The following is a 21,814-nucleotide window of genomic DNA, read 5'->3' as shown; positions in this document are numbered from 1 at the left end:
TAATTAACCTCAGCACCTATTGTACACGACCAAAACCAAATTTGCGTGCTAAAAATTTAGTTCCTTTTTTTAACCAATTTTGATGTTCCATAAACACAACTGGGACTTCTTGATATTTAATTTGATGTTTAGTTAACCAAACATCTAACAACCGTTCGCTCAAGAAACCATAAACACGGCGCTCATATACTGACCAATTTTGTACTTCTGGTGATAAGCGGTGTTCTACTTTATCGAGAATATCAAACAACCAATCCACATAATCATTAAAGAGCTGACGACGCATAATCAACATATTAAACATGTGCGCAGACGTGCTTGCCATATTGGCTTCAAACGCCTCATTATAATCTGGATAATCTGTTTGGATGACTTCACGCAGTATATCTAAAGATTGCCCGTGATGCGCATGTCGATAATGCGATTCACTGCTTTCAATCCAGTAATGTCTTTTTTTAGGTACAATGACATCAACGTGTTGTAACAAATCACGTAATTGCGCTTCACTTAATATAGTATTCAAATTTTTTTGACGATTGAAAGTGAAGTATCGTCGATAGTGTACCAATCCCACAATATCTGCTTGACTATTATGTCTCGCCCAATATAAAGCCGTTAATTCATTATATTGTTTATTTTTTATTGATATATTGTCACCCGTATCGTCCCATGTATATTCAGGAAAATGTTCAGATGACAAAGCCGCCCCAACCTGGAGCGGCGTATAAATTGATGCAACTGGCATGGGGGCTATTTTGTGCGCCGCAACCATAATTTCAATTTTTTCTGTCATGAATTTATACCAAATCCGCAAAATATGAACGGAATTTCAAATGTAAGTGCGATCCAATGAATAAAATGATAATCACAAATAACCAAAAGGCAATCGTTGGATACGTATTTTCCCAGAACCATTGATGTCCAAAGAAAGAATTACGCATACCATCTACTAAATAATAAAATGGGTTCATCTCTAAGAGTCGCACGAAGCGTTCATGACCATGTCCAAAACGATCTGAAACTGAGAATAACGCACCAGATACCCAGAAAACAAAACGCATCACAGTTTGCATAATTTGTTGATAATCACGAATTAGTACCGTAATCGTCGCATTAAAAATACCAAATGCATAAAGGAAAGCAAACGCAGCAAACATATAATAGAATACCTGTAACCAATAAAAAGTGACGGGTAAGCCATAGAAGACTGACATCACAACACCAATGACTAACATGTAAAGGAAAGCATTAAAGTTCATCAATGTTCTCATCATCGGCATGATACTCATCGGGAACTTCATCCGAGCAATTTGCCAGATGTTAGCTGAAATACTCCAAGTCGTATCCATAAATGATGTATTAATGAATAACCATGTAGCCAAACCAACGATTAACCAGGGCATGTACGGAATGCCTGTCACATTACTGGAAGAATTAAATCCAAGTCCGAAAACAATCCAATAAGTCGCAACTTGCATAAACGGGTTCAAAAATAACCATAGATTACCTAGCGCATGATTTTGGTAACGCGCTTTTTTCTCGTAATTGGCCAAGCGCACCATTACAGGTGCATATTTAAATTGTTCTTGTAAAACAAGCCAAACTTCTTTCATAACCAGTTATTACCCCCACATCACATATTGATAAATAGTAAATAAAAAACCAACCGTTGCAGCTGCCAAAACAACCCATGATGTTACTGGTAGATAATCACCAACTGCTAGATGTGTGCTTAAACGCTGTTTATCTTCTGCTGACAATCGTTCATCATTACTAATTCGCTTAGCCAATTCTTGTTCATTGAAAGAAACTTGCTTTGCCTTTTGTTGCTTTTGATAGTCTGACTTTTCTTTATTGCCAAGCCCTTTAAACCAGCTATTCCACTTTTCGTAATCCTTAACAATTTCTTCAGTTGGTCCCATTGCTCGCATTTCACCATATTGTATCCAAATGGTTTTATCCGTGAAATCACGCACTTGACGCATGGAATGTGACACAAAAAAAATCGTTTTCCCTTGTGCCTTGAATTCATTCATCTTAGCCAACGCCTTTTGCGAGAATGTTTGATCACCAACTGATAATGCTTCATCAATAATTAAAATGTCTGGATCTTGATGGACAGCAATCGAAAAACCTAACTTGGACTTCATACCAGACGAATAATCTTTAACCGGTTGATCGATAAAGTCACCCAAATCAGAAAACTCAACAATTTCATCCATCTGTTCATCGATTTCTTTGTTTGTGCGCCCCATCATCAAGGACTTCAAACGAATATTCTCGCGCCCTGTCAGGTTACCACGTAATCCGGCACCAATGGTCAACATGCTTGTTTCACCATTAATTGTGAGTTCGCCGGAAGCAGGTAATAATAGCCCACTCAAAATATTGAGTAACGTTGATTTTCCAGAACCGTTAACACCAACGATACCAACAACATCCCCTTCATACACATCAAAGTTAATGCCTTTTAATGCCCAAAATTTTTGTGGTCCCTTACTTAAAGGGTTTAAAATGGCACGAATTTTTTCAGATTTTGTTTTACCCAAATCAAAGGTTTTCGTTATATACTTTGCTGAAACCTTCAGCTTCTTCTCGTCAGGCATCAATATGCTCCTTTAGATTTAAATATAGCAATGAGATTCCTAAACACAATACCGATATCGTACCAAAATCCTGCATTCGCAACATATTCCAATTCAATATCCGTTCGTTCTGGATATTCAATCAATGAACGCCCACTCGCCTGCCATAAGCCTAAAGCGCCTGGTCGTACAGATAGGAAAATATCAACGCGATCACCATACTCTTTTAGTTCTTCTTGAACAACTGGCCGTGGTCCAACTAAACTCATATCACCACGTAACATATTCCAAAATTGTGGAATTTCATCTAGTGTAGATTTTCGTAGGAATACCCCCAACTTAGTAATTCTAGGGTCTTCATTCGTTGGTAATTTATAACCACTGGCAACAAATTTCTGGTAAAGTTCAGGATTAGATTTCAAAACTTGTTCAGCATTTGGAATCATTGAACGAAACTTATAAATTTTGAAATGTTGACCATATCGCCCCACACGTTCCTGAGCAAAAATAACAGACGCATGCGGACTATCAACTTTTAGCAGGATAAAAATCACGACAAAAATTGGCGATAACACCATTATCCCCAATAAAGCAAATACAATATCGATTATACGTTTGGCAATAAGATATGCCTTATACTTTGGCTTAATATTCAACATCTTTCTAACATGCTCGAAAGCATCAACTTTCTTTTTAATTATCTGGTCCTCAATTAATGAGGAGACAACATAATTTTGGACAAAGATGGCAGCTTCCTTATAATCCAATAACTTCCATTATACCGTGTTTTATTTAACTGAACATAAAATATTCAAAAATAAGGCAAGCTGGTCAATTCATACTATGATTTATTTATCAGTAAGCAACCACGTTTTAATATCTTCAACGATAGCCGTTTGTATATAGTATACCTTAATAAGTTGGAACGCATCACTATCACGAATCACGATTGTCATATGTGCGCCTTGGCGTCGTTTCAACAACCCATACCACGCTCTAGTTTGCATACCTTGAATACGATCTCGCTTAATATAATACGTTCGTTTAGTAAACAAGCGATTCGTCTGTAGCATCAGCATATCATCTTTTATAGCAATACTTTGATCATGAGACCACAGCAATGTTTGAGACAAAATCAAAATACACAAACCCATAATCATTACGACAATAAATGATAACACCTCTGTTTGTTGTAAAATGTGCCATTGCCATTGATGACTCAACACAGCTAAAACCACAACTACTGATAAAACAATTGCTAATAAAATACCGTAGATGAAGCGTAAACGCAACCACAAGGCAGCTTTTATTCGACTATCGGTCTGCACTGGTATATCAAATTTAAAATTTGGTAAGAGCTGTTGTAACATTTTCTGACTACGATTAGTTTTAATTACTGGAACAATGACCGTTTGCGATTCATCTTCACTATCTTCTTTTTTATTAGCAGCAAGATTTGCTGTCACTGTTTGTAAACGAAATAGCCGACGCAACAATGTTTGCGCCACGCAAATGGCTTGTATCCTTGATGTCCGTAACTGCATGGTATGCTTTGACAATAAACCACGCGCTATTGTCAATTGATGACCATCACGCACCAACACAAATTGATAATAACGATTGATGATTTTAAACATCACAATCATTGTCGCAATAATTAGTGCGAACAACCCCAACACACCCAAGAGCACAAATGATGATTGTAATAGAAATTGATTGACTATTGTCTTAAATCGATTCGGCAACAAGTCATCAAACTGCGTCCAAGCCGCAAACATTGCACCAGCAATTCCAAACCCACTTAAAGAAGTCAGTGAATAAATGAATAAATCTCGAAATTTAATTTGGTAACGTGCAGAATGCTGTTGCGCCTTTTTCGTAGTTGACGGTTCTGATGCTTCTGCATTTCTACTTTGTGTCAAATCTGTTGCCTTCGTTTGCATTAAACGTCGCTGTTGCTCAATTTTTGTGACTTGCTTCACTGTGATTGCTTTTAAAACTGCATCTGGTTTACCCTGCCCAGAAGTATCAATTTGTAAATTAACTAATTCAAAAGGCTGTAAGTAAATGGGCTGTTCACGCGTGAGTGTTTGAATACGTTCAAATGGGATATGAATTTGTTGCTTATTCACAATGCCATGATAAATTGTTATTTCTGACTCATTAAATTCATAAGTAAAGTAAAACCATTTAATTAAATTAAAAAGCGTGCTTAATACAATAAAGCCAATCATAATTAGTACTTTTTCGCCAACTGATAATGAATGCCTTAATATCACAAAAATAATTATCGGGAAGAAAAATGCTTTAATCAAGCTTATTAATTCAATTAAAATTGTAATCGGATGTTGACGACGACGCTTATTCATCTTCAGCTACCTCGCGTGCTTGCAATGCAGCATTAATTAAACGTTGACGTAAATTTTGCGCCGTGTGATTATCAATATAATTAATACTAAAATTATGTGCAGCCGTCACAATAGTTAAATTGTTTAAATGAAATAACCGCGATATAGGGCCTTGCGTAATTCGTACATTTTGGATTCGATTCAATGGGATTAACTCAGCCTTTCGAAATAAGAACCCTTGATAAATATCAACACTTTCAGCAGCCATTAAATAGCGATTAAAAGCATATCGGTAAGGTATCAGTATCATGGGGATGACTGAAATAACAACCGCCACACCTCCCACGATTTGAAACCATCTTTGCCAAAAGTTGGGCATACTTTTTATTGCAAAGTACCATGCTGCCACTAAACAAATAATAATCACCAGCATGATGATTAATTGCTTTAATAACCAAACGCGTTTCACACGTTTAGGTAACACCTGCGCGTTAGTTGGAATATCCATATTTCTTCTCTCTTCACTCTTTTATTCATTTGATTTTATCAGATCTGTTTTGTGATAACTAGCACAATTAATCAAAAACAAATTAAAAAGCTAAGCCTAAGGCTTAACTTTTTAATTAAATCGGCCAAGACGATTAGCCAAATGAGAAATACTAATAATTAATTTTCTCGAAACAAGTTGCTGGCTAATTATATTCAGCTGTTCATCTTCTTTATAATAAATACCCGCTAAAGTTCCTGCTAATGTTGGAATCATGGTATTCGCATGCCCATGCATCAAAGCTTTGTTTAATGCATCTTGATAATTTTCGCTATTTAATAAGCTCCAAACTACTGCTTCTAACGTGTTAGATGCCTGCCCGTCTAACTTAAAATCAGCAGCAGAGCTATTAGAAAAGTCAGGCAAATTCATTGCATCAAAATCTTTCAGTTCACCCGCAAATACCTGATGTCTTGAATAGTATTCAAAACCAAAAGCCAAACCATTTTCGACCGAGTCAAATAAATTCTTCCCGTCTAATATTTGGCTAATAATCAAGCTTAACATACCAACTGATACCAGAGCACCTTCATGATTATGCGTCAAACCAGCCACACGGTGCAATAGTAACATCGCACGTTCATCGTTAATAAAAGCAGAACCAAAACGATGATGTAAATACAACGCAACGGGTATCATTCGCGCCAAAACACTATCTGAATTGGATGCTTCGTCGACACCACCACTAGCTAGTAAATCGCGATTTTTGCTGAAACGAAGCATCGAACTTTGAATAACATCATCAATTGATTGGATAGTTTGTGCTGGTGCATATTGCCGTCTTTTATACCAATTCTGCAACCGTAACATCACATCATTGAATTGATAACCACGTGACAAACTGGATACCGTAGCCAGCGACATACTTGTATTAGCGCCCCACTTTAAAGGATCTGTAAAATTGTCAGGTTGATGAACTAATATCTCTTGTTTGCTACTAGGTAAATACGCTAAACTTTCACCAACTGCCATCGCAAGCAAGGTTCGTTCAATCATTGTTTGTTTTTTTGCCATAATAATATTCTACCATGTCATCGAATCTTGCTAACTATTAATCAGTGAATATTGAAACCTTATTTCGGTTTACTCATTACATTTTTCCAAAAGGCGTTCACGATTTCTGCAGCAATTTTGGTATCTGTACCATCCAAATAATTATTCATCCCTGGGATAGCTAGTGCTAAGGCCATCGGTTGCCCTGGTACATATAAAATAACTGATTCCGTAACTGTAGAGTTACCATTCGTTGTTGTTTCGGCAGTTCCTGTCTTTGCATTCACTTTTGGTGATAATTTGTGCAAGTCTGTGCCACCCGTGTTCCATGGACTAGAACCATTGGCAACCAAGTGCATTCCTTCTTTAATAACGCGCCATTGCTCAGATGTCAATTTTACTTGACCCTGCAATGTTGGTGAAGAAGACCATACGGTTTTTTGTTGATCATTATTGGCGGTTGATTCAGTAATTGAACCAACCAAATGCGGTTGAACGAGGTAACCACCATTTGCGATGGCAGAAACATAACGTGCCATTTGCAAAACGGTATATGAATCAAAGTTACCAAATGATTCATACAATAACTTACCGTCTGAATTACCATCAGTGGGTCCTTTATATCCAGCCGTTTCACCCACAATATCAATCCCTGTTTTTGATCCCAGGCCGAATTGCCCAAATCCATTTCGAATCACTTGGAATGTTCCTGATTTCAATCCCAAGGCTGCACCCGAAACATATTTTTGACCACCAATCATCATAGCCAGCTGTACCATGTATGTGTTAGAAGAAACTTCCAAAGCTGTTTGAGCTGATATGGATTTCGGTGTTCCTGCCTTATTCCAATATGATGTGATAGAAGGCGTTCCAGACAGTTTAATTGCCTGATCTGTTAAAGTATTATTTTCTGGTGTAATCACACCATGCTGCAAACCAGTTGCAAGCATGGCAGGCTTAACTGCTGACCCCATGACAATGGGATGATTAATATTTCCCAATGGATTAGTTGTTTGCTTATTCGTTGTGTGATCTCGATCCACACCTGCCATGGCATAAATACCACCCGTATAAGGATTAATGACAGTTGCATAAGCACCCTCAGTATCGCCATCAGGCATGTTCTTTTCAAGAATTTCTTGAACAGATTTTTGGAATTTAGCATCAATTGTCAGCTTTAAATTATCGCCGGCCTGACCTTTATATTTAATGTTGGAAACAACTGAACTACCATCAGTTGATGATTTAACCACAGTTTGCGAAGCAGAGCCTTTTAAGGTTGCCTCATAAGCTTGTTCCAAACTTGAATTACCCACAGGTTCATTTTGAGAATAACCTTGTGCAAGTAGTGTATTCACACGATTCTCTGGTAGCCCCGTTGCTTCGTTTGTAACATTTCCGATTAATGACTTAAATTCTTCACCTTGTGGATACTGTCGTGTCCAGCTAATACCAATTTTAATACCCGGGAATTGCGATAACCGTTCACCAATTTTAGCTAATTCAACAGATGTTAAATCACTTTCTTTAATAAAGGTTGTAGATAACTGATACGCTCCTGACATCCGTTGGAAAATCATTGCTTCGTTATCATCCTGACCGTTCAACAACGACTTATTGGCTTTTAAGTAAGCGACTTCTTTATTTAAAACGTCACTCGTTGTTAACGTCTCACCTTTTTTATGATCTTTCGTAACAATCTTTTGTATCTTTTCGGCATTTTCTGTATTGGCTAAATAGAAATCAATTCTAGCACGATCTGTTAACCGTTGCGTGTCAACGGTTAAGTATTTACCTAAGCCAACTGCCGTTTTACGCATCGAGGCACTATTCATATTTGTACCACGCGTAAACGTAATCGCTGTTTGTGCTTTATTGCCTGTAATGATTTGACCTTTGGCATCATAAATCAATCCTCTTGGTTGATTCCCCTTCTCAACAGTCTCATCACTACGATTGACTTCCGCTTGAAAATCAGCACCCTGTTTGATTGTCAAAAAAGCCAATTGTAAAATCAAAGCAATCATTAATGTTAAAGTGATTGCTAATAATAGTTTGAGTCTTGCCGGTAAATTAACTCTGGCGTCTTGTTTGCCGTTCTTATCTTTTAAATATGGATTTCGTTGCATCATAATAATAATAGCTTCCCCTAATGCACTTTACACTCAAATTAGTGTACCACAAAGTCATAGCAAATCGCTAAAAAACCCCCATAAGCAATGGCGATTTGTTATGCTTAACTTGTAACTTGAAATAGGAGTTTATTATGCTGAAAATATTAAAAAAAATCATCTTATCGCCGTTAGCACTCTGTTTCTGGATTCCACTTATTGTCATGATAAGTTATTTTGCTTATCGCCATATGGCACCTTTCGGTACTAACTCCATTCTTACTGTTGATTTGGGTCAACAATATATTGATCAATTTGCAATGTTTAGACATACGCTATTAGCACATCCTAGTAGTTTCTTCTATTCATTTAGTAATGCGCTAGGTGGCGATATGCTTAGCGAATGGGCATATTATTTGATGAGCCCCTTTAATCTACTTTTTTTACTTGTCACACCACAACAATTACCATCTATGATCCTAATTGTCACTGTCTTAAAATTTGGTGCTGCTGGCCTTAGTTTTGGCTGGGTTATTCAGAAATTAAAATTCCAAAATGGCTACAGCACGCTACTATTTGCCATTAATTATGCATTATCCGGTTGGTTTATTGCAAACGATCTCAATCTACTCTGGTTGGACGCCGCTATTCTCCTACCGCTGGTAATTTATCATCTTGAACGTTTATTTACACAAAAGAAGTGGTGGCGCTATAGTTTAATATTAGCTGCTACTATTATTAGTAATTATTATATTGGTTATATGATTGCACTCTTTGTTTGCCTATATTTCATCTGGCGCTTAACTTGGACAAATCAGATACAATCCCGTTGGCTAACAATTCGTCATTTTATCATGGGTAGCTTAGTAGCTGGTGGCCTAAGTGCCTGGCTAATTCTACCAACCTTTTATCAACTTCGTCTGGGCAAAGCGCAGTATCAATCAACATGGCACAATGGTTTTGATAACAACCCGCTGCATTTGCTCTTCAAATTAATTCCTGGTAGTTTTAATTTTGATCAAATGCAACAAGGCGTCGCTAATATCTTCGTTAGTAGCCTCATTCTGATTACTGCATTACTTTTCTTTATCAGCCATCGTTTCTCAAAGTCCGTTAAACTAGGCGCCTTATGTCTCTTATCGATTCTGATTTTAGCTACAACATGGGCACCATTGACATTGGTTTTTCATGGTATGCAATATCCCGTCTGGTATCCTTATCGTTTCAGCTTTATGATTAGCTTTTTCTTGATTTGGTTAGGCGCAATGGCTTGGAAAAAAACAGAGTCCTTATCCTATAAAACGGTGTTTGTTTTATTGCTTAGCTATGCTGGTATCATTCTTTATGCTTGGCAACAAGATAAAACCATTAACTATATTAATCACACTAGTATTTTAGTGTTTGCCGCATTAGCTCTTGTCATGCTCTACCAACTCTCACGCAAGCAACACGACCATTTGTGGCTCATCATTATCACTTGCTTAACTATCACTGAATTAAGTGTTAATACTAAGCTTACATTGGATAACTTTTCCTATTTAACCAACACAGAATATAAGCGCACAGTTAACGCACTCCAAGAAGCCACAAATGTCTTAAAACAAGATAAAAACTGGTATCGCGTCGCACAAACATATGAACGAACACGTGGCGATGGGATGATGCTTGACTTCTATGGTGCGGCACATTTCAGCTCAGCCTTATCCAAGAGTACGCCACTATTCTTTAATCATTTCGGACAAGCTGAGGGTGATAATTATGTGCTGTATAGTAACGGTACATTACTCAGTGATAGTCTGCTGGGGATGAAATACATCGTTTCACCTAATGGTAAAGATAAAAATCAGCCTGGTGACCCCACTACACATATTATGGCTAATCGACCAGATACATCTGCCTACAAGCTTAAAAAAGTAACAGCTAAAAATGTCATTTGGCAAAACCCTTATAGTCTGCCCGTTGCCTTCGCCGCACCTAAGGCTGTGACATCAGTTAAAATGCTCTCAAACAGCCCCGTTCAAAATCAAAATAATCTATGGCAATCCATAACGGGAGATTCAATTATACAAGCCGTAAACTTTACTTCAGCGGTTGGCCATAATGTGAACGCCCCTAATGTTATCACTAATGCTGTAATTAGACGTCAAAACAAACAGCAACCAGCAAGTTTAGATTTAACATTTACACCACAGTCTTCTGGTAGTTACTACCTCACGCTCGGTGGTTCAATGAAAATTAGTGATTTTAATATTTTGCTGAACAATCAAGTTATTAAACAGTTCGACTCTTATCGACACACAGTCATTATTAATCTGGCAAGAAATGTAAAAAACAAACCACAAACACTAACCTTTCAGCTCAAAAACCAGCAGCAGTTGAATCTTGAAAATGTGACATTATATGCTCTAAATCAAAAAAAATTCCAAGATAACGTTGCTAACATCAAATCTAACGCGCTGACTATAACGCATCGTAATGAACGCCAAATTTCGGGTACCATTACGACGACGACGCGCAAACCAACTATTTTCACGACAATTCCTGCAGCGCCTGGATGGCACGCTGAAGTCGATGGCAAAGCTATCGCCATTAAGAAGAGTGCAAATTACTTCATTACCATACCTACAAAAGCAGGTCATCACCACATCAAGCTAACTTATACACCACCGTTATTACGTGAAGGTATCATACTTTCTATTATCGCTATTCTGCTATTACTAATAGATATATTCTATCGAAAAAGTCAGCGTCACCTACATTGAAAATATGAAATAATACTTGCAACTCCTTGTTGAGCATGCTATGCTTTGTACGCTATATTTTACGCGTCAATGCGTACTTGAAAGGATAAATAACATGTCTGAAGAAAAAACATTTCCAATGACGCTTGAAGGCAAGACATCATTGGAGCAAGAATTAGACAACCTCATCGCAGTTCAACGCCCAGAAATTACTAAACGCATTCAAATCGCTCGTTCTTACGGCGATTTATCAGAAAATTCAGAATATCAATCTGCTAAAGATGAACAGGCCTTTGTCGAAGGTCGTATTCAAACCATTCGAAAGATGATTGAAAATGCAGAGATTATTGATGTTGCAGATACAGCTAGTGACGAAGTTTCTCTAGGTAAAACTGTTACATTTAAAGAATTACCCGATGAAGAAGCTGAAACATACACGATTGTTGGTTCAGTAGAAGCAGATCCACTATCAGGTAAGATTTCTAACGAATCACCTATGGCTAATGCATTGATCAATCACAAGGTTGGTGATACCGTTGATGTACCATTACCAAATGGAATTAATATCAAAGTAGAAATACTATCTGTTAAGTAATTGAATATAAATAAAAAAGCCGATTAATTAATCGGCTTTTTTATTTATCATAACGTTGTAAATTCCATGTTTCAATCAAATCTGTTAGTAGTTTTGTATAATTGATATCTGTTGCATAATGATTATCATACAAGGCTTGAGCGGCTTGCTTATAATTTTTAGCTTTAATAACATCTTTATACTGGTCAGCATTCCAATCTGTCCCCTTAAGCAACAACTGCGTATGCTGTAACATGCTATCTTTCCAACTATCGTATACTGCGAAACGCGCCTTTTGCGTGGTTTCCTTACCATCTACATATTCTTTCGTTGATAGCACAACACTGTTGTCTTTGTCTTCGGACTTCACGCCATAAAAATTATTGTATTTTGATGATAAATCACTGTCATCCCAATTCGATTCATGAGCGGCTTGCGCAATACTAATAGAAGCTAAAATACCATATTTTTTCTGTAGCTGTTCAGCGTATGGTGCAATCTTTTTAATGAAAGCACGTCGATGTTCGAATTCTGCTTTACCAGATACTGCTAGAATTGCAATAATCCCTGGCGCCTTCAACCCATCCTTCTTCATAACACTATAATAAGGTTGCATCAGTTTATCTGTTCCAGATAGCATTGTGTTCACAACCTCATCTGCTGTTTTATCCTTATTGAGGTTATAAGCTGCTGGGAAAACATAATTCAATAACTTTTCATCGCCAGTGGTCCCGTCAATACCCTTCAATAATTCTGGGTATTGTTTAGACATCTGCTTAATGACTGATTTTTTATCAAAAGCTGCTTTCAATTTTTCAGATGAGATATCTGTTTGCTTATTTATTTTATTAATGATTGTATCGTTAGAATCTCCCACTCTCACTAGAATATACCCTTTGGATAATTTTGGTTCAGCGGTTGGTCCTTCTGATAATTGTGAAACAATCAAAGGAATGGTTTGTGAGGGTGATAGAACATAATCTCCAGCTTGCAAATTTTGCGCACCATGCTTTGACACATACTTATAGAAATAATCGGCATCCTTAATAATTTTAGCCTTTTCTAATTGTTGTCCCATTTGTTGCGGTGTCGAACCTGAAGAGATAGTAACAGATCGGAATCGAGTATCTGAAGGATCTAAAGCCGCATTTTTGTCAGGCAGTAACATTTTACCACCAAAAACGGCTCCACCAATAATCACGATTATGAGTAAGAGTACCAATAAAAGATTGCGCTTTTTTCGGACCCACTTATTCTTATTAGGTCGTTTATTTTTATAATTCTTACCGTCATTCAATTCAGCATTTTTAATTTCATGCTGATGACGTTCTTTTCTAGACTGCATAGTATTTACCTCGTATAACGCAACATCCTAAATCTTATTACTACAACTCATTAAAATATTCCAGTGATTGCGAAAGTGGCTACCGTAATTAAACGATAGCCAACTTCAAAGCACTATTTTAGTTTACTTATTCTTTAATGATTCAACATCACGGGCAATCATCAATTCTTCGTTAGTTGGAATCAATAATCCTGTAATCTTAGAATCAGCTGTTGTAATAACTGTTTCTTTTCCACGAACATCATTCGCTTCGTGATCAATCTTTACACCAACATATGACAATGCCTCTAATACAGCGGCTCTGGTTACTTTATCATTTTCACCAATACCTGCTGTGAATATCAAAGCATCCACTTTACCACCTAATTCAGCCAAATATTGACCAGCATAGCGGATAACACGATCTTTAAAGATTTTAAGTGCCAACTCAGCATGTGGATTTGTATCTTGAACTGCTTCCAAATCTCTCATATCGCTAGAAATGGTTGAGATACCTAGCAAACCTGATTTTTTGTTCAAAACATCCAACATTTGTTCGTTAGATAGTCCCTCATGTTCTTGGATGTAATAAACAAGTGATGGATCAACATCCCCTGAACGTGTAGCCATTGTAATACCAGCTAATGGTGTGAATCCCATAGAAGTATCAAAAGACTTACCGTTCTTAATTGCTGTAATTGATGCGCCAGCGCCCAAATGGAATGAAATCGCATTCAATTCGTCTAATGGCTTCCCCAAAATGGCTGCAGCACGTTCAGTTACATAACGGTGTGATGTACCATGCGCACCATATTTACGCGCACCATAACGTGTGTAATATTCATAAGGTAGGCTGTATAAGAAATTTTCAGCTGGCATTGTTTGGTGGAAAGATGTATCAAATACGGCAACTGAAATAGCATGAGGTAGCAACTTACGGAAAGCGCGAATTCCCATAGCATTAGCAGGGTTATGTAATGGTGCGTAATCAGCCAAACGATCAATCTTTGCCAAAACATCATCATCAACAACAACAGAGTGGTTAAACCATTCACCACCAGCAACAACACGATGACCTACACCTGTGATTTCATTAAAATCACTGATAATGCCTAAATCAGTTAACTTTTGAAGCATTAGGTTAATGGCCTGAGAATGATCTTTAATTGCTGTTACATTCTCATACTTTTTACCTTTACCATCTTTTGAAAGCGTCACTTCATTACTATCATCTGCACCGGTTGCCTGAACATTTGCATCATACTTAATTGTAATGATTGCATCATCCATTCCAATACGTTCAATAACCCCTTGTGCAATTACCTCTTCAGCTGGCATCTCCAATAATTGGAACTTTAATGAAGAACTACCTGCATTGACAGCCATTGTTTTTGCCATGATTTCACTTTTCCTCAACTTCTTATTTCTATTGGTTTAACTCTTTGTCTAGTTTAACCCACGCATCGATTTCTTGCAAAAAATCTTGCAAAGTCTTAATATCTTTCAACGCTGGATATTGTCCCATAAGTACTTCACCCTTAGTGCTAATACCCTTAGGTCGCAATACCAATATTGCTTTTTGCATATCTTTTGTCTTGAAAAATTCAAGTGGTAAACGCAAAAATGCTTTGAGTTGTGCTTTAGATGCTAACATTTTCAACAATGGTTTAGTATGTCCTGTATTGAAAATATTGGCTGGCACAATGAGATATATCCAGCCTTGGGCTGATACTAAATCTAAGCTACGTTCAATCATCAATTCATGAACAAACGGCCGGTCATCAATTTGACTCATGATCAAATCATTGTGTCCGCTTAAAGGATAATAGCCAATCGGTAAATCTCCAATAACAACATCCGCTGATATTTTTTCTTTAGTATCAACAATATCCGTTTGATAAAGATCTATCGTTTCATCTCTTAAAAGCATATTTGTTGCCGAAGCTAATGCCAACTGTGTCTCATCACCATCAAGGCCAATAAAAGTCGCGCTTTTTTTATTTTTCTGTAATAAATTTTTGACTGTCCATAATAAATTTCCACTACCTACAGTCATATCCGCTATTTTAGCGTTATCTACAAAGCCTGTTTTATCGATTAAATCAGCTAATAAATAACCAATGCCATCTGGTGTTATCTGATAGTTGGCTGGTAATTGATCTTCTCTATTAGCATTCAAAACAGCTAATTGTACTGCTTTACGCAAATCTATTGTCGATATATGCTGCCAATCAACTTCTGTCATTGCCATTTCGATTTTTTTGACCACATCCGCTGAAGGCTGACCGTTTTCTTGCCTAACCTTTTGCTGGGAGAAATCTTCCATAATTTCAATTAACGCATCAGTATGCGTCATATCCATATCGGCTACTAATAGCTGTGCTGAATTATTTAATAAATTAAAATATAAAGTTATTTTATCTTGCATCATAATCACTATTTTAACATATTTTGCTTTAAATCATTTCGTTATTAGTTCTCTAACAACCTTTTTATTTTGGGCATTCTCGATTATTATGTCATGACCTTCAACACTAATCTGACAACCATTCATCATAAATTGTTGCCGATGTGTTTTATTATAATAGCAGCTTGATTTTAGTTGAATAATTTCAAGCCTTTTTATTGCTATCAAATTATTTTGAGCTTTTAATTGCGCTTGGAATAATAAATTTTGCAATCCAAAAATTGTAGCTAGCATTCCCAAAATAATCACAGTGTTAATTAAAGTATATGCTTGATTGCGCTTCATCGATTATATCGCTTAAAATAAAGCTCTCCTTCTAAATTTTGCCCTTGAAAACGAGCAGTCAGATGATAGCGAGACTTCACTTTATTTACTGTTAGTTCATCAATATCATGCATTAAAATAATCTGTCCACCATCATAACAACTCAATAATAATTTGCGATTAGCCACCTTCAAGCAAAATTTTTTATGGTGCTTAATCAATTCAATTGAATGATGCGTATGCGATACTACCTGATATCCTGGATTTTGAGCTGTTATTTGAGTCAAAGTTGTCTGCCATGTGATCTCTGGATCATTGGCCATATGATGTTGACATAGTCCAATGGCAAATTGCAGTGTAACCAGGACCAATATACTAATCAGTAGTGTTACCATTGCCTCAATCAAAGTAAACCCCTTATATCTATTAAGGCATACATTCATGCCACTGATCCAATACAACACATTTTTCTTGCTCAACTTGTTGCAATTCTGCTTTTAACTTTGCCTTTGCGATCAGAAATGCATGAACCTGCTGCTGTTCAATCACCAATGCAGCGGCAACTAAACTAAGTGCCAGCATAGCTTCGGCCAAAATAAAGGCACGCTGTCTCTTTTTGACTAACACGATAGTCTCCACCTCCTAAATTAAAAATAAGTGATATAGTCTGTTGACTATTTGACAAATGGACACTTGTCGGTGCAACATAGCCATTTGGTTTTATTTCAACAATCTGTTGTTGAGATTTAGCATAGCCTTGAGGATATTTTATCCTTTGTTGTTGCTGTTTGTTTTGAATGATTAAACCATTTTCTTCAAAATTAAAATAAATTGATCTTTGTTCGCGTTGGGCATTAATGCGAGCTGATTGCCATAGTCCATCAAATGTACTTAACCACTGATTGGGCTGTTGCTTCGCATGTAAAAACGGCGTGCCGATTAAAATGAATAAACTAATAATGCCTAGAACAACAACAGCTTCTAATAATGTAAAGCTACTAGTGCGCTGCATTATTATTAATTGTAATGTTCAATTCTTTAACTTTGGTTACTTGTTTTTCGGTTAAATAGTGGCCACTTTGTAAGTCAGTTAAACTGACATCATGATCTTCAGGATGATCATTTTGGTATAAATCAATTTGAGTCTGTACCGTATTGACCATTGCTGTTTTATGCGTTTCAACCGCATGTTTTCTTTGCGCATTTAAATTAGGCAAAATTAATAGCATTAATAAACTAATGATGAAAAGTACAATAGCTGCCTCAATTAACGTAAAACCGGCATGTTTCTTCTTTAAACGCCGACCAAATTGATAACTTCTTGTTTCTTTTAAAGTAAATGACCCGCTTCTTTTTAACTGTTGCATTAATATAATTCTCCTATTGTTTTATACATGGGTAAGAGCATGCTAATATACATGCCCACAATGGCAATCCCCACGATAGCAAAAAATAATGGTTGTAATAAGCCGATTAATCGATCTGTTTGTTGTATAAATTTCTTGAATTGCGTTTTAGCAAAATAATCTAAGTAATGTGCTAATGTCTTTGGTTCATGACCTCGAATAAAATAGCCAGCTAATGCTGAATTAAGATAACTGGTTTCTAAAATATAACGCTCTACAGCTAGACCCTTATCTAATTTTTTCTTAGCTTGTTGCGCGAGCAATACACCATCATCCAATGTCTTTTCTGAAGCCATAGCGTCAATAATCTCAGGTAGTGATAAACCTGACTTCATCAATAACGCAAGCTGTTGTGCAACTTGGCAAGTGACAATAGTTTGTGTCATTCGCCCAATGACTGGTAAACGTGTTAAATATAATAATCGCTGAATACGGTCTAGTTTATGCCAATAAAAAGCGACTATCGCTATAACGGACACCATCAAAATGATATAAATACTTACTCTGATATGATTATCAACGTGAGAAGTTGGTGTCGTCTGCCATTGTGCAAGTAATGGATATAAAAACAAACGTAATCCCGCGGCCATGGCACCAAGTATAAGTAATAAAATAGCAGGATATCTTAAAATTTGCCTTATTTTATTTTGTTGCACTTGAAATTGCTCAAGATTATCTCCCATAACAATTAAGGTATCAATCAAATCACCATGTTGGTGTGCGAGTCGAAGTTGCAATAAAATATTTGACTTCACAACTTTCGCTAACACATCAGGCAGTGTCTGACCATTAACTAACTTTAAATTCATTTCTTGCAATCTGGTCTGCCAATTCTGATGGGCCAAGGCTAATATATCTAAGCTCTGATTAATGCTATACCCTGACTTGAGTAGTTCCCCTAACTCTTGAAAAAATAATACTTGTTCTTTAGTATTAAAGCGCTCGGTAGATCTGCCAAGTTTTTTCACTAATTTTCCCTTGTTTATAGGTTGCATCTAATACTGATCCCCATTCTTCTGAAAATTTCGATATTTGCCGTTCATTTAAGACACACTCAAGGCGTTCTTGAACCAATAAATCAATTAACGCTGCCTGATCGCCTGACACTAAGGGAATTAACCTTTGATAAGCAACACCACACAATGCTGCTTTTAATTGTTCTTTTTGAACACCTAAATCTAATAAACGTGTCATTACATCCCGTGCTGACAAAGCATGTATTGTACTGACAACAAGATGACCACTTAATGCTGCTTTAATAGCCGCTTCAGCCGTCTCTTTATCACGTATTTCACCGATTAAAAGCACTTCTGGACGATGCCGTAATGCCACTTTAATTAGATCATCATAGTACATCCCAGCTGTTTCATTGACTTGGAGTTGAACAAAGTTTGACTGTTGAATTTCGACTGGATCCTCTATTGTCAATACTGTTTTTTCTAGAGATAGACACGTCAAAAGCCGATACATTGTCGTTGTTTTACCAGATCCTGTTGGTCCGGAAAACAGGAACAGTCCTGACTCTGGCAAATGGAGTTCAAGTTGCTCATATTGCTCTGGCGCCAACCAATGTTGATTGCTAATTTGTGGATAAATAAACCTCAGAACCACAGTTTCTCGACTCAAAAAATCGCCTACTGATGAAACGCGTACCCATACGGTTTCTTCTGAATGCACGATTGGAAATTGGCCTAGCTGCGGTCTGCGTCGTTCAGAAATATTCATTTTGGCCCGATATTTAATAGATGAAATAATGACATGCGCCACTTCATAAGGAATATAATGCTTCGTTTCACCATGCCCTTTAATATGAAATTTCACCTGATAATCTGCTTCATCTGGTATAAAATAAACATCACTCGCTGTGGCTTGAATTGCTTGCTCTAATAACTCTGTTACATCCATACTATTTTTAACGTCCCCCGTTTAAAATATATTACGAACTTAACCTCACAAATGCTTTTTAACGCAAAAAAATGCGTACCTGATTATTCATCAAGTACACATTTAGTTTGGCATGTGAGATGCGTTCTCACGGACGGATAAAAGTTGTCACACTATTATCAAAGTCGCGTCACCTAGTCAAAAACTATTAGTCATGGTGAGATGTCCGGTTCCACAACCAAAACACCACATACCTCTATACGAGAGTTGCAATTAAATGCAGTATGCCGCTTCCGCGCTTCAATTAGCGCTTCGACTCATCGCATAAGTAATATGCTACCATAAATCATTGTCCAAAGCAAATCTTTCTAATTCGTCACTATCCTGGTATGCTATTAAAATAATGATTTATATACAAAATATTACAATTCAAGTCGTGGCTAAAACACCACAACCAAAACAGTATGTCGAGCCACTGATGTATCCAGATAATAAGGCGACTAAGCGAGACATCGCCGAATTTATTATGGATTCTTATGATTTAGGTCTATTAAACACTTTAAATCATCACAGTGCCACTCATGTTTTAAGCTTTACCGCAATCAATCAAAAACAACTTTTTCAGATTACTAGCGACATAACAAAATTGGATTAAATATCCATTTTGTTATTTTTTTTGATTAATTTTGAATTGATGTTTACGTGCATTATCTGATTTTTTATGTGTTGGTTTACGCCGACGAGGTGTCGTTGGCTTTTTTGCTACCGTATTACGTCTCGGATTAATATTTTCTAAGACAAAATATGGTGCACCGAAATTAACGAATTCATACAAATAATCTTGTAGCGTTGAAATTTTATATTCTTGAGCAACATACTGATCATCGGCATAAAAGCCCTTTAGACGTAATTGATCAGCAGAAATATCGCCCACAATATAATCGTATTGCGCCAAAATAGGTGCATAACGTACCGCTAATTTTTGCGGATCGAAGGCTGATTTAAAGTTATCAACTAAGAGCAAAGTTAAACGATCAATTTCAACTTCATTATCGGCAAAATGTACTGTATAAGCAGCTTTCCGCTCTTCTTGTTGTTGCAATGTCCGCTGTTTTAATGTTTCATGATCCATATGTTGTTTTCTCCGGATATCTATGACGATAATATTTTGCCATCAATTCACGTAATAGTATTTCTAAATGAATATTAGCTGGTGCCTGCTGTATAACAGGGAAAAAAGGCAACCACTTATAATGATCCACCGTTGCAAGTTGATAATGCGCAGCTAGATCAATACGCTCGCCAGCATAGTAAACTTTGCCGTCACGGTGCACATCAATACCGTTAAAGCGCATATAACCAAAAATTTTCCCTCGGAAACCACTCCCTTTTACCGGCAAATTAGACAAATAAGCTGTTTGTTCTTGAATACCATGAACTAAATTTAAAAGTTGTTGACCACTTAGCGTAATTTTCATTGGATTAATCGCATGCGGCATACTCTCTAGCAAGCCATATGCATCTAATTCTCCAGCTGGGAAGGTATCCATAAAGAGACCTGTAGATACCATAGCAGCCGGTACATCCAGATAATGCTCTAAAGCTTGCATCGCATCATAAGCTTGCTCGTCAGGTGTAATATCACGGTGTAATTGTGCAACATGATAACGCTTTAAACGCCGTTCACCTTCTAATAACCAATGGCGAATCACTTGATGATCAGTATCATTCTCTGAAAGCGAATAAGTTGGTGTTGTCCGTGCAGACTGTGCCTTTACCACACCATTTTCAAGTGTTAAATGCACTTCTCCGATATTTTCACCATAACGTCCTGCTGCTGCCAATAAAGTACCATTCACATACTCACCTGTTTCTAACAAATGATGTGTATGGGCGCCCAAAATGACATCAATAGGATATTTTTGTGCGATTTTTTTATCAGTCGGTAAGCCTAAATGAGATAGTAAAATAGTAACATCCGCTTGTGCTTGAATGCTTGGCAATAATTGATCCAGAACCGGTTCAACAGCTAACGGCTGCCAACCTAAAGATGGATAAGTTAAATCATATGGTGCTGTTAAACCAATGATCGCAATTTTCGTTTGTTGTTGTGTCGTAAAAATATGATATGGTCGCGTCCAATCAGGATGTTGCATTGTTGATAATTCTTTTAAATTAGCTAACAATACTGGAAATTTAGCATCATCATACAAATGACTTAAATCATCATGCGATAAAACTAAACCTTCATTATTACCAATTGTGACGGCATCATAGTGTGCTTGGTTCAATAGATCTACATTGAATTTACCAAGCGTTGCATCTGTTAGAGGATGTAATCGATCAATAAAGTCACCAATATCTAATGTTAATACTTCATCTCCACTTTTTTGATAAGCAGCACGTTTCTGCGATAAAAAGCGCGTAATACGTGGCCAATTTTCGAAGTGTGAGTGTACGTCATTAGTGTGTAATAAATGAATCATCTCCATCAATACATCCCCCTACCTACTTTAATATTGATCATGCACGATATGCAGGCCATCACTTTATCATTGGCTAACTTTATT

Annotated in this window: 23 protein-coding genes; 3 read left to right on the top strand and 20 right to left on the bottom strand. The window is 36.9% G+C overall.

Annotated elements, in window-relative coordinates; all coding sequences use genetic code 11:
* Positions 1-16: 16 nt before the first annotated feature.
* The 8 genes from C5L23_RS04545 to C5L23_RS04510 form a co-directional block, all read right to left on the bottom strand.
* Entirely contained in the window at positions 17-793 is a 777-nt protein-coding gene (locus tag C5L23_RS04545) for a DUF4422 domain-containing protein (RefSeq protein ID WP_133264347.1), read from the bottom strand.
* Positions 794-797: 4 nt separating this feature from the next.
* Positions 798-1,613 (bottom strand): ABC transporter permease, encoded by an 816-nt coding sequence (locus C5L23_RS04540; RefSeq protein ID WP_010007972.1) that lies wholly within the window; start codon positions 1,611-1,613, stop codon positions 798-800.
* A 9-nt stretch (positions 1,614-1,622) separates the two neighbouring features.
* Entirely contained in the window at positions 1,623-2,606 is a 984-nt protein-coding gene (locus C5L23_RS04535; protein WP_010007974.1) for an ABC transporter ATP-binding protein, read from the bottom strand.
* A complete protein-coding gene (locus C5L23_RS04530) occupies positions 2,606-3,241 on the bottom strand; it encodes a sugar transferase (protein ID WP_029508672.1) in 636 nt (211 codons plus the stop codon). Before C5L23_RS04530 ends, C5L23_RS04535 begins: the two co-directional genes overlap by 1 nt.
* Positions 3,242-3,433: 192 nt before the next feature.
* On the bottom strand, positions 3,434-4,954 hold the full coding sequence (locus tag C5L23_RS04525; protein ID WP_010007978.1) for a PH domain-containing protein: 1,521 nt from the start codon (positions 4,952-4,954) through the stop codon (positions 3,434-3,436).
* Positions 4,947-5,441 (bottom strand): PH domain-containing protein, encoded by a 495-nt coding sequence (locus C5L23_RS04520; protein WP_010007980.1) that lies wholly within the window; start codon positions 5,439-5,441, stop codon positions 4,947-4,949. The genes C5L23_RS04525 and C5L23_RS04520 overlap by 8 nt, the downstream gene beginning before the upstream one ends.
* Before the next feature lie 111 nt (positions 5,442-5,552).
* Positions 5,553-6,494 (bottom strand): ADP-ribosylglycohydrolase family protein, encoded by a 942-nt coding sequence (locus C5L23_RS04515; protein ID WP_010007981.1) that lies wholly within the window; start codon positions 6,492-6,494, stop codon positions 5,553-5,555.
* A gap of 59 nt (positions 6,495-6,553) precedes the next feature.
* On the bottom strand, positions 6,554-8,602 hold the full coding sequence (locus C5L23_RS04510) for a penicillin-binding transpeptidase domain-containing protein (RefSeq protein ID WP_029508673.1): 2,049 nt from the start codon (positions 8,600-8,602) through the stop codon (positions 6,554-6,556).
* Positions 8,603-8,739: 137 nt separating this feature from the next.
* On the opposite strand from C5L23_RS04510, the gene C5L23_RS04505 reads away from it, so the two are divergent.
* Together C5L23_RS04505 and greA are read left to right on the top strand one after the other, a co-directional pair.
* Positions 8,740-11,346, top strand: a complete 2,607-nt coding sequence (locus C5L23_RS04505; protein ID WP_133264346.1) for a YfhO family protein — start codon at positions 8,740-8,742, stop codon at positions 11,344-11,346.
* Positions 11,347-11,440: 94 nt separating this feature from the next.
* Positions 11,441-11,920, top strand: coding sequence for a transcription elongation factor GreA (gene greA / locus C5L23_RS04500; protein WP_010007983.1), 480 nt, complete (start codon positions 11,441-11,443; stop codon positions 11,918-11,920).
* A 40-nt stretch (positions 11,921-11,960) separates the two neighbouring features.
* Here greA and C5L23_RS04495 read toward each other — a convergent pair whose 3' ends face one another.
* From C5L23_RS04495 to comGA, 10 genes are all read right to left on the bottom strand, one after another.
* The gene (locus tag C5L23_RS04495; protein ID WP_010007372.1) at positions 11,961-13,244 is read right to left on the bottom strand and encodes a glycoside hydrolase family 73 protein; all 1,284 of its coding nucleotides are present in this window, start codon (positions 13,242-13,244) and stop codon (positions 11,961-11,963) included.
* A 123-nt stretch (positions 13,245-13,367) separates the two neighbouring features.
* Positions 13,368-14,621, bottom strand: coding sequence for an acetate kinase (locus tag C5L23_RS04490; protein ID WP_010007370.1), 1,254 nt, complete (start codon positions 14,619-14,621; stop codon positions 13,368-13,370).
* Between the two features lie 28 nt (positions 14,622-14,649).
* Complete coding sequence (locus tag C5L23_RS04485) at positions 14,650-15,654, bottom strand: class I SAM-dependent methyltransferase (RefSeq protein ID WP_133264345.1); 1,005 nt, start codon at positions 15,652-15,654, stop codon at positions 14,650-14,652.
* Positions 15,655-15,684: 30 nt separating this feature from the next.
* Positions 15,685-15,975, bottom strand: a complete 291-nt coding sequence (locus tag C5L23_RS04480) for a hypothetical protein (protein ID WP_010007368.1) — start codon at positions 15,973-15,975, stop codon at positions 15,685-15,687.
* The gene (locus tag C5L23_RS04475; protein WP_081458705.1) at positions 15,972-16,397 is read right to left on the bottom strand and encodes a prepilin-type N-terminal cleavage/methylation domain-containing protein; all 426 of its coding nucleotides are present in this window, start codon (positions 16,395-16,397) and stop codon (positions 15,972-15,974) included. The genes C5L23_RS04480 and C5L23_RS04475 overlap by 4 nt, the downstream gene beginning before the upstream one ends.
* A complete protein-coding gene (locus tag C5L23_RS08470) occupies positions 16,381-16,536 on the bottom strand; it encodes a hypothetical protein (RefSeq protein WP_010007366.1) in 156 nt (51 codons plus the stop codon). Before C5L23_RS08470 ends, C5L23_RS04475 begins: the two co-directional genes overlap by 17 nt.
* Positions 16,523-16,966, bottom strand: a complete 444-nt coding sequence (locus tag C5L23_RS04470) for a type II secretion system protein (RefSeq protein WP_010007365.1) — start codon at positions 16,964-16,966, stop codon at positions 16,523-16,525. Before C5L23_RS04470 ends, C5L23_RS08470 begins: the two co-directional genes overlap by 14 nt.
* Positions 16,953-17,321: a competence type IV pilus major pilin ComGC gene (comGC, locus tag C5L23_RS04465; RefSeq protein ID WP_010007363.1), complete on the bottom strand. Its 369-nt coding sequence runs from the start codon at positions 17,319-17,321 to the stop codon at positions 16,953-16,955. Before comGC ends, C5L23_RS04470 begins: the two co-directional genes overlap by 14 nt.
* Positions 17,321-18,355, bottom strand: coding sequence for a type II secretion system F family protein (locus tag C5L23_RS04460; protein WP_133264344.1), 1,035 nt, complete (start codon positions 18,353-18,355; stop codon positions 17,321-17,323). The genes comGC and C5L23_RS04460 overlap by 1 nt, the downstream gene beginning before the upstream one ends.
* Positions 18,294-19,265, bottom strand: coding sequence for a competence type IV pilus ATPase ComGA (gene comGA, locus C5L23_RS04455; RefSeq protein ID WP_133264343.1), 972 nt, complete (start codon positions 19,263-19,265; stop codon positions 18,294-18,296). The genes C5L23_RS04460 and comGA overlap by 62 nt, the downstream gene beginning before the upstream one ends.
* A gap of 382 nt (positions 19,266-19,647) precedes the next feature.
* Between comGA and C5L23_RS04450 the strand changes: the two genes are divergently transcribed.
* Positions 19,648-19,899 carry a hypothetical protein gene (locus C5L23_RS04450; protein WP_010007357.1) on the top strand — a complete coding sequence of 84 codons (252 nt, stop codon included), beginning with the start codon at positions 19,648-19,650 and terminating at the stop codon, positions 19,897-19,899.
* 12 nt (positions 19,900-19,911) lie between these two features.
* On the opposite strand, the gene C5L23_RS04445 is transcribed toward C5L23_RS04450, so the two are convergent.
* Positions 19,912-20,376, bottom strand: a complete 465-nt coding sequence (locus C5L23_RS04445; RefSeq protein ID WP_133264342.1) for a YutD family protein — start codon at positions 20,374-20,376, stop codon at positions 19,912-19,914.
* A complete protein-coding gene (locus C5L23_RS04440; protein ID WP_133264341.1) occupies positions 20,366-21,736 on the bottom strand; it encodes a bifunctional metallophosphatase/5'-nucleotidase in 1,371 nt (456 codons plus the stop codon). Before C5L23_RS04440 ends, C5L23_RS04445 begins: the two co-directional genes overlap by 11 nt.
* Positions 21,737-21,814: the final 78 nt, after the last annotated feature.

The organism is Leuconostoc fallax, from assembly GCF_004354645.1.
Lineage (GTDB): Bacteria > Bacillota > Bacilli > Lactobacillales > Lactobacillaceae > Leuconostoc_B > Leuconostoc_B fallax.
Note: the sequence above shows the minus strand (reverse complement) of the source record. Positions and strands in the feature narration are given on the sequence as shown.

What these genes read in the sequence shown, in the direction of transcription:
- C5L23_RS04475 (WP_081458705.1), bottom strand. Translation starts at nt 16,397, where the DNA reads ATGAATGTATGCCTTAATAGATATAAGGGGTTTACTTTGATTGAGGCA.
- comGA (WP_133264343.1), bottom strand. Translation starts at nt 19,265, where the DNA reads ATGGATGTAACAGAGTTATTAGAGCAAGCAATTCAAGCCACAGCGAGT.
- C5L23_RS04520 (WP_010007980.1), bottom strand. Translation starts at nt 5,441, where the DNA reads ATGGATATTCCAACTAACGCGCAGGTGTTACCTAAACGTGTGAAACGC.
- greA (WP_010007983.1), top strand. Translation starts at nt 11,441, where the DNA reads ATGTCTGAAGAAAAAACATTTCCAATGACGCTTGAAGGCAAGACATCA.
- C5L23_RS04525 (WP_010007978.1), bottom strand. Translation starts at nt 4,954, where the DNA reads ATGAATAAGCGTCGTCGTCAACATCCGATTACAATTTTAATTGAATTA.
- C5L23_RS04510 (WP_029508673.1), bottom strand. Translation starts at nt 8,602, where the DNA reads ATGCAACGAAATCCATATTTAAAAGATAAGAACGGCAAACAAGACGCC.
- C5L23_RS08470 (WP_010007366.1), bottom strand. Translation starts at nt 16,536, where the DNA reads ATGCTGGCACTTAGTTTAGTTGCCGCTGCATTGGTGATTGAACAGCAG.
- C5L23_RS04545 (WP_133264347.1), bottom strand. Translation starts at nt 793, where the DNA reads ATGACAGAAAAAATTGAAATTATGGTTGCGGCGCACAAAATAGCCCCC.
- C5L23_RS04485 (WP_133264345.1), bottom strand. Translation starts at nt 15,654, where the DNA reads ATGATGCAAGATAAAATAACTTTATATTTTAATTTATTAAATAATTCA.
- C5L23_RS04540 (WP_010007972.1), bottom strand. Translation starts at nt 1,613, where the DNA reads ATGAAAGAAGTTTGGCTTGTTTTACAAGAACAATTTAAATATGCACCT.
- C5L23_RS04450 (WP_010007357.1), top strand. Translation starts at nt 19,648, where the DNA reads ATGATTTATATACAAAATATTACAATTCAAGTCGTGGCTAAAACACCA.
- C5L23_RS04445 (WP_133264342.1), bottom strand. Translation starts at nt 20,376, where the DNA reads ATGGATCATGAAACATTAAAACAGCGGACATTGCAACAACAAGAAGAG.
- C5L23_RS04495 (WP_010007372.1), bottom strand. Translation starts at nt 13,244, where the DNA reads ATGCAGTCTAGAAAAGAACGTCATCAGCATGAAATTAAAAATGCTGAA.
- C5L23_RS04460 (WP_133264344.1), bottom strand. Translation starts at nt 18,355, where the DNA reads ATGCAACCTATAAACAAGGGAAAATTAGTGAAAAAACTTGGCAGATCT.
- C5L23_RS04505 (WP_133264346.1), top strand. Translation starts at nt 8,740, where the DNA reads ATGCTGAAAATATTAAAAAAAATCATCTTATCGCCGTTAGCACTCTGT.
- C5L23_RS04480 (WP_010007368.1), bottom strand. Translation starts at nt 15,975, where the DNA reads ATGAAGCGCAATCAAGCATATACTTTAATTAACACTGTGATTATTTTG.
- C5L23_RS04515 (WP_010007981.1), bottom strand. Translation starts at nt 6,494, where the DNA reads ATGGCAAAAAAACAAACAATGATTGAACGAACCTTGCTTGCGATGGCA.
- C5L23_RS04470 (WP_010007365.1), bottom strand. Translation starts at nt 16,966, where the DNA reads ATGCAGCGCACTAGTAGCTTTACATTATTAGAAGCTGTTGTTGTTCTA.
- C5L23_RS04490 (WP_010007370.1), bottom strand. Translation starts at nt 14,621, where the DNA reads ATGGCAAAAACAATGGCTGTCAATGCAGGTAGTTCTTCATTAAAGTTC.
- C5L23_RS04440 (WP_133264341.1), bottom strand. Translation starts at nt 21,736, where the DNA reads ATGGAGATGATTCATTTATTACACACTAATGACGTACACTCACACTTC.
- C5L23_RS04535 (WP_010007974.1), bottom strand. Translation starts at nt 2,606, where the DNA reads ATGCCTGACGAGAAGAAGCTGAAGGTTTCAGCAAAGTATATAACGAAA.
- comGC (WP_010007363.1), bottom strand. Translation starts at nt 17,321, where the DNA reads ATGCAACAGTTAAAAAGAAGCGGGTCATTTACTTTAAAAGAAACAAGA.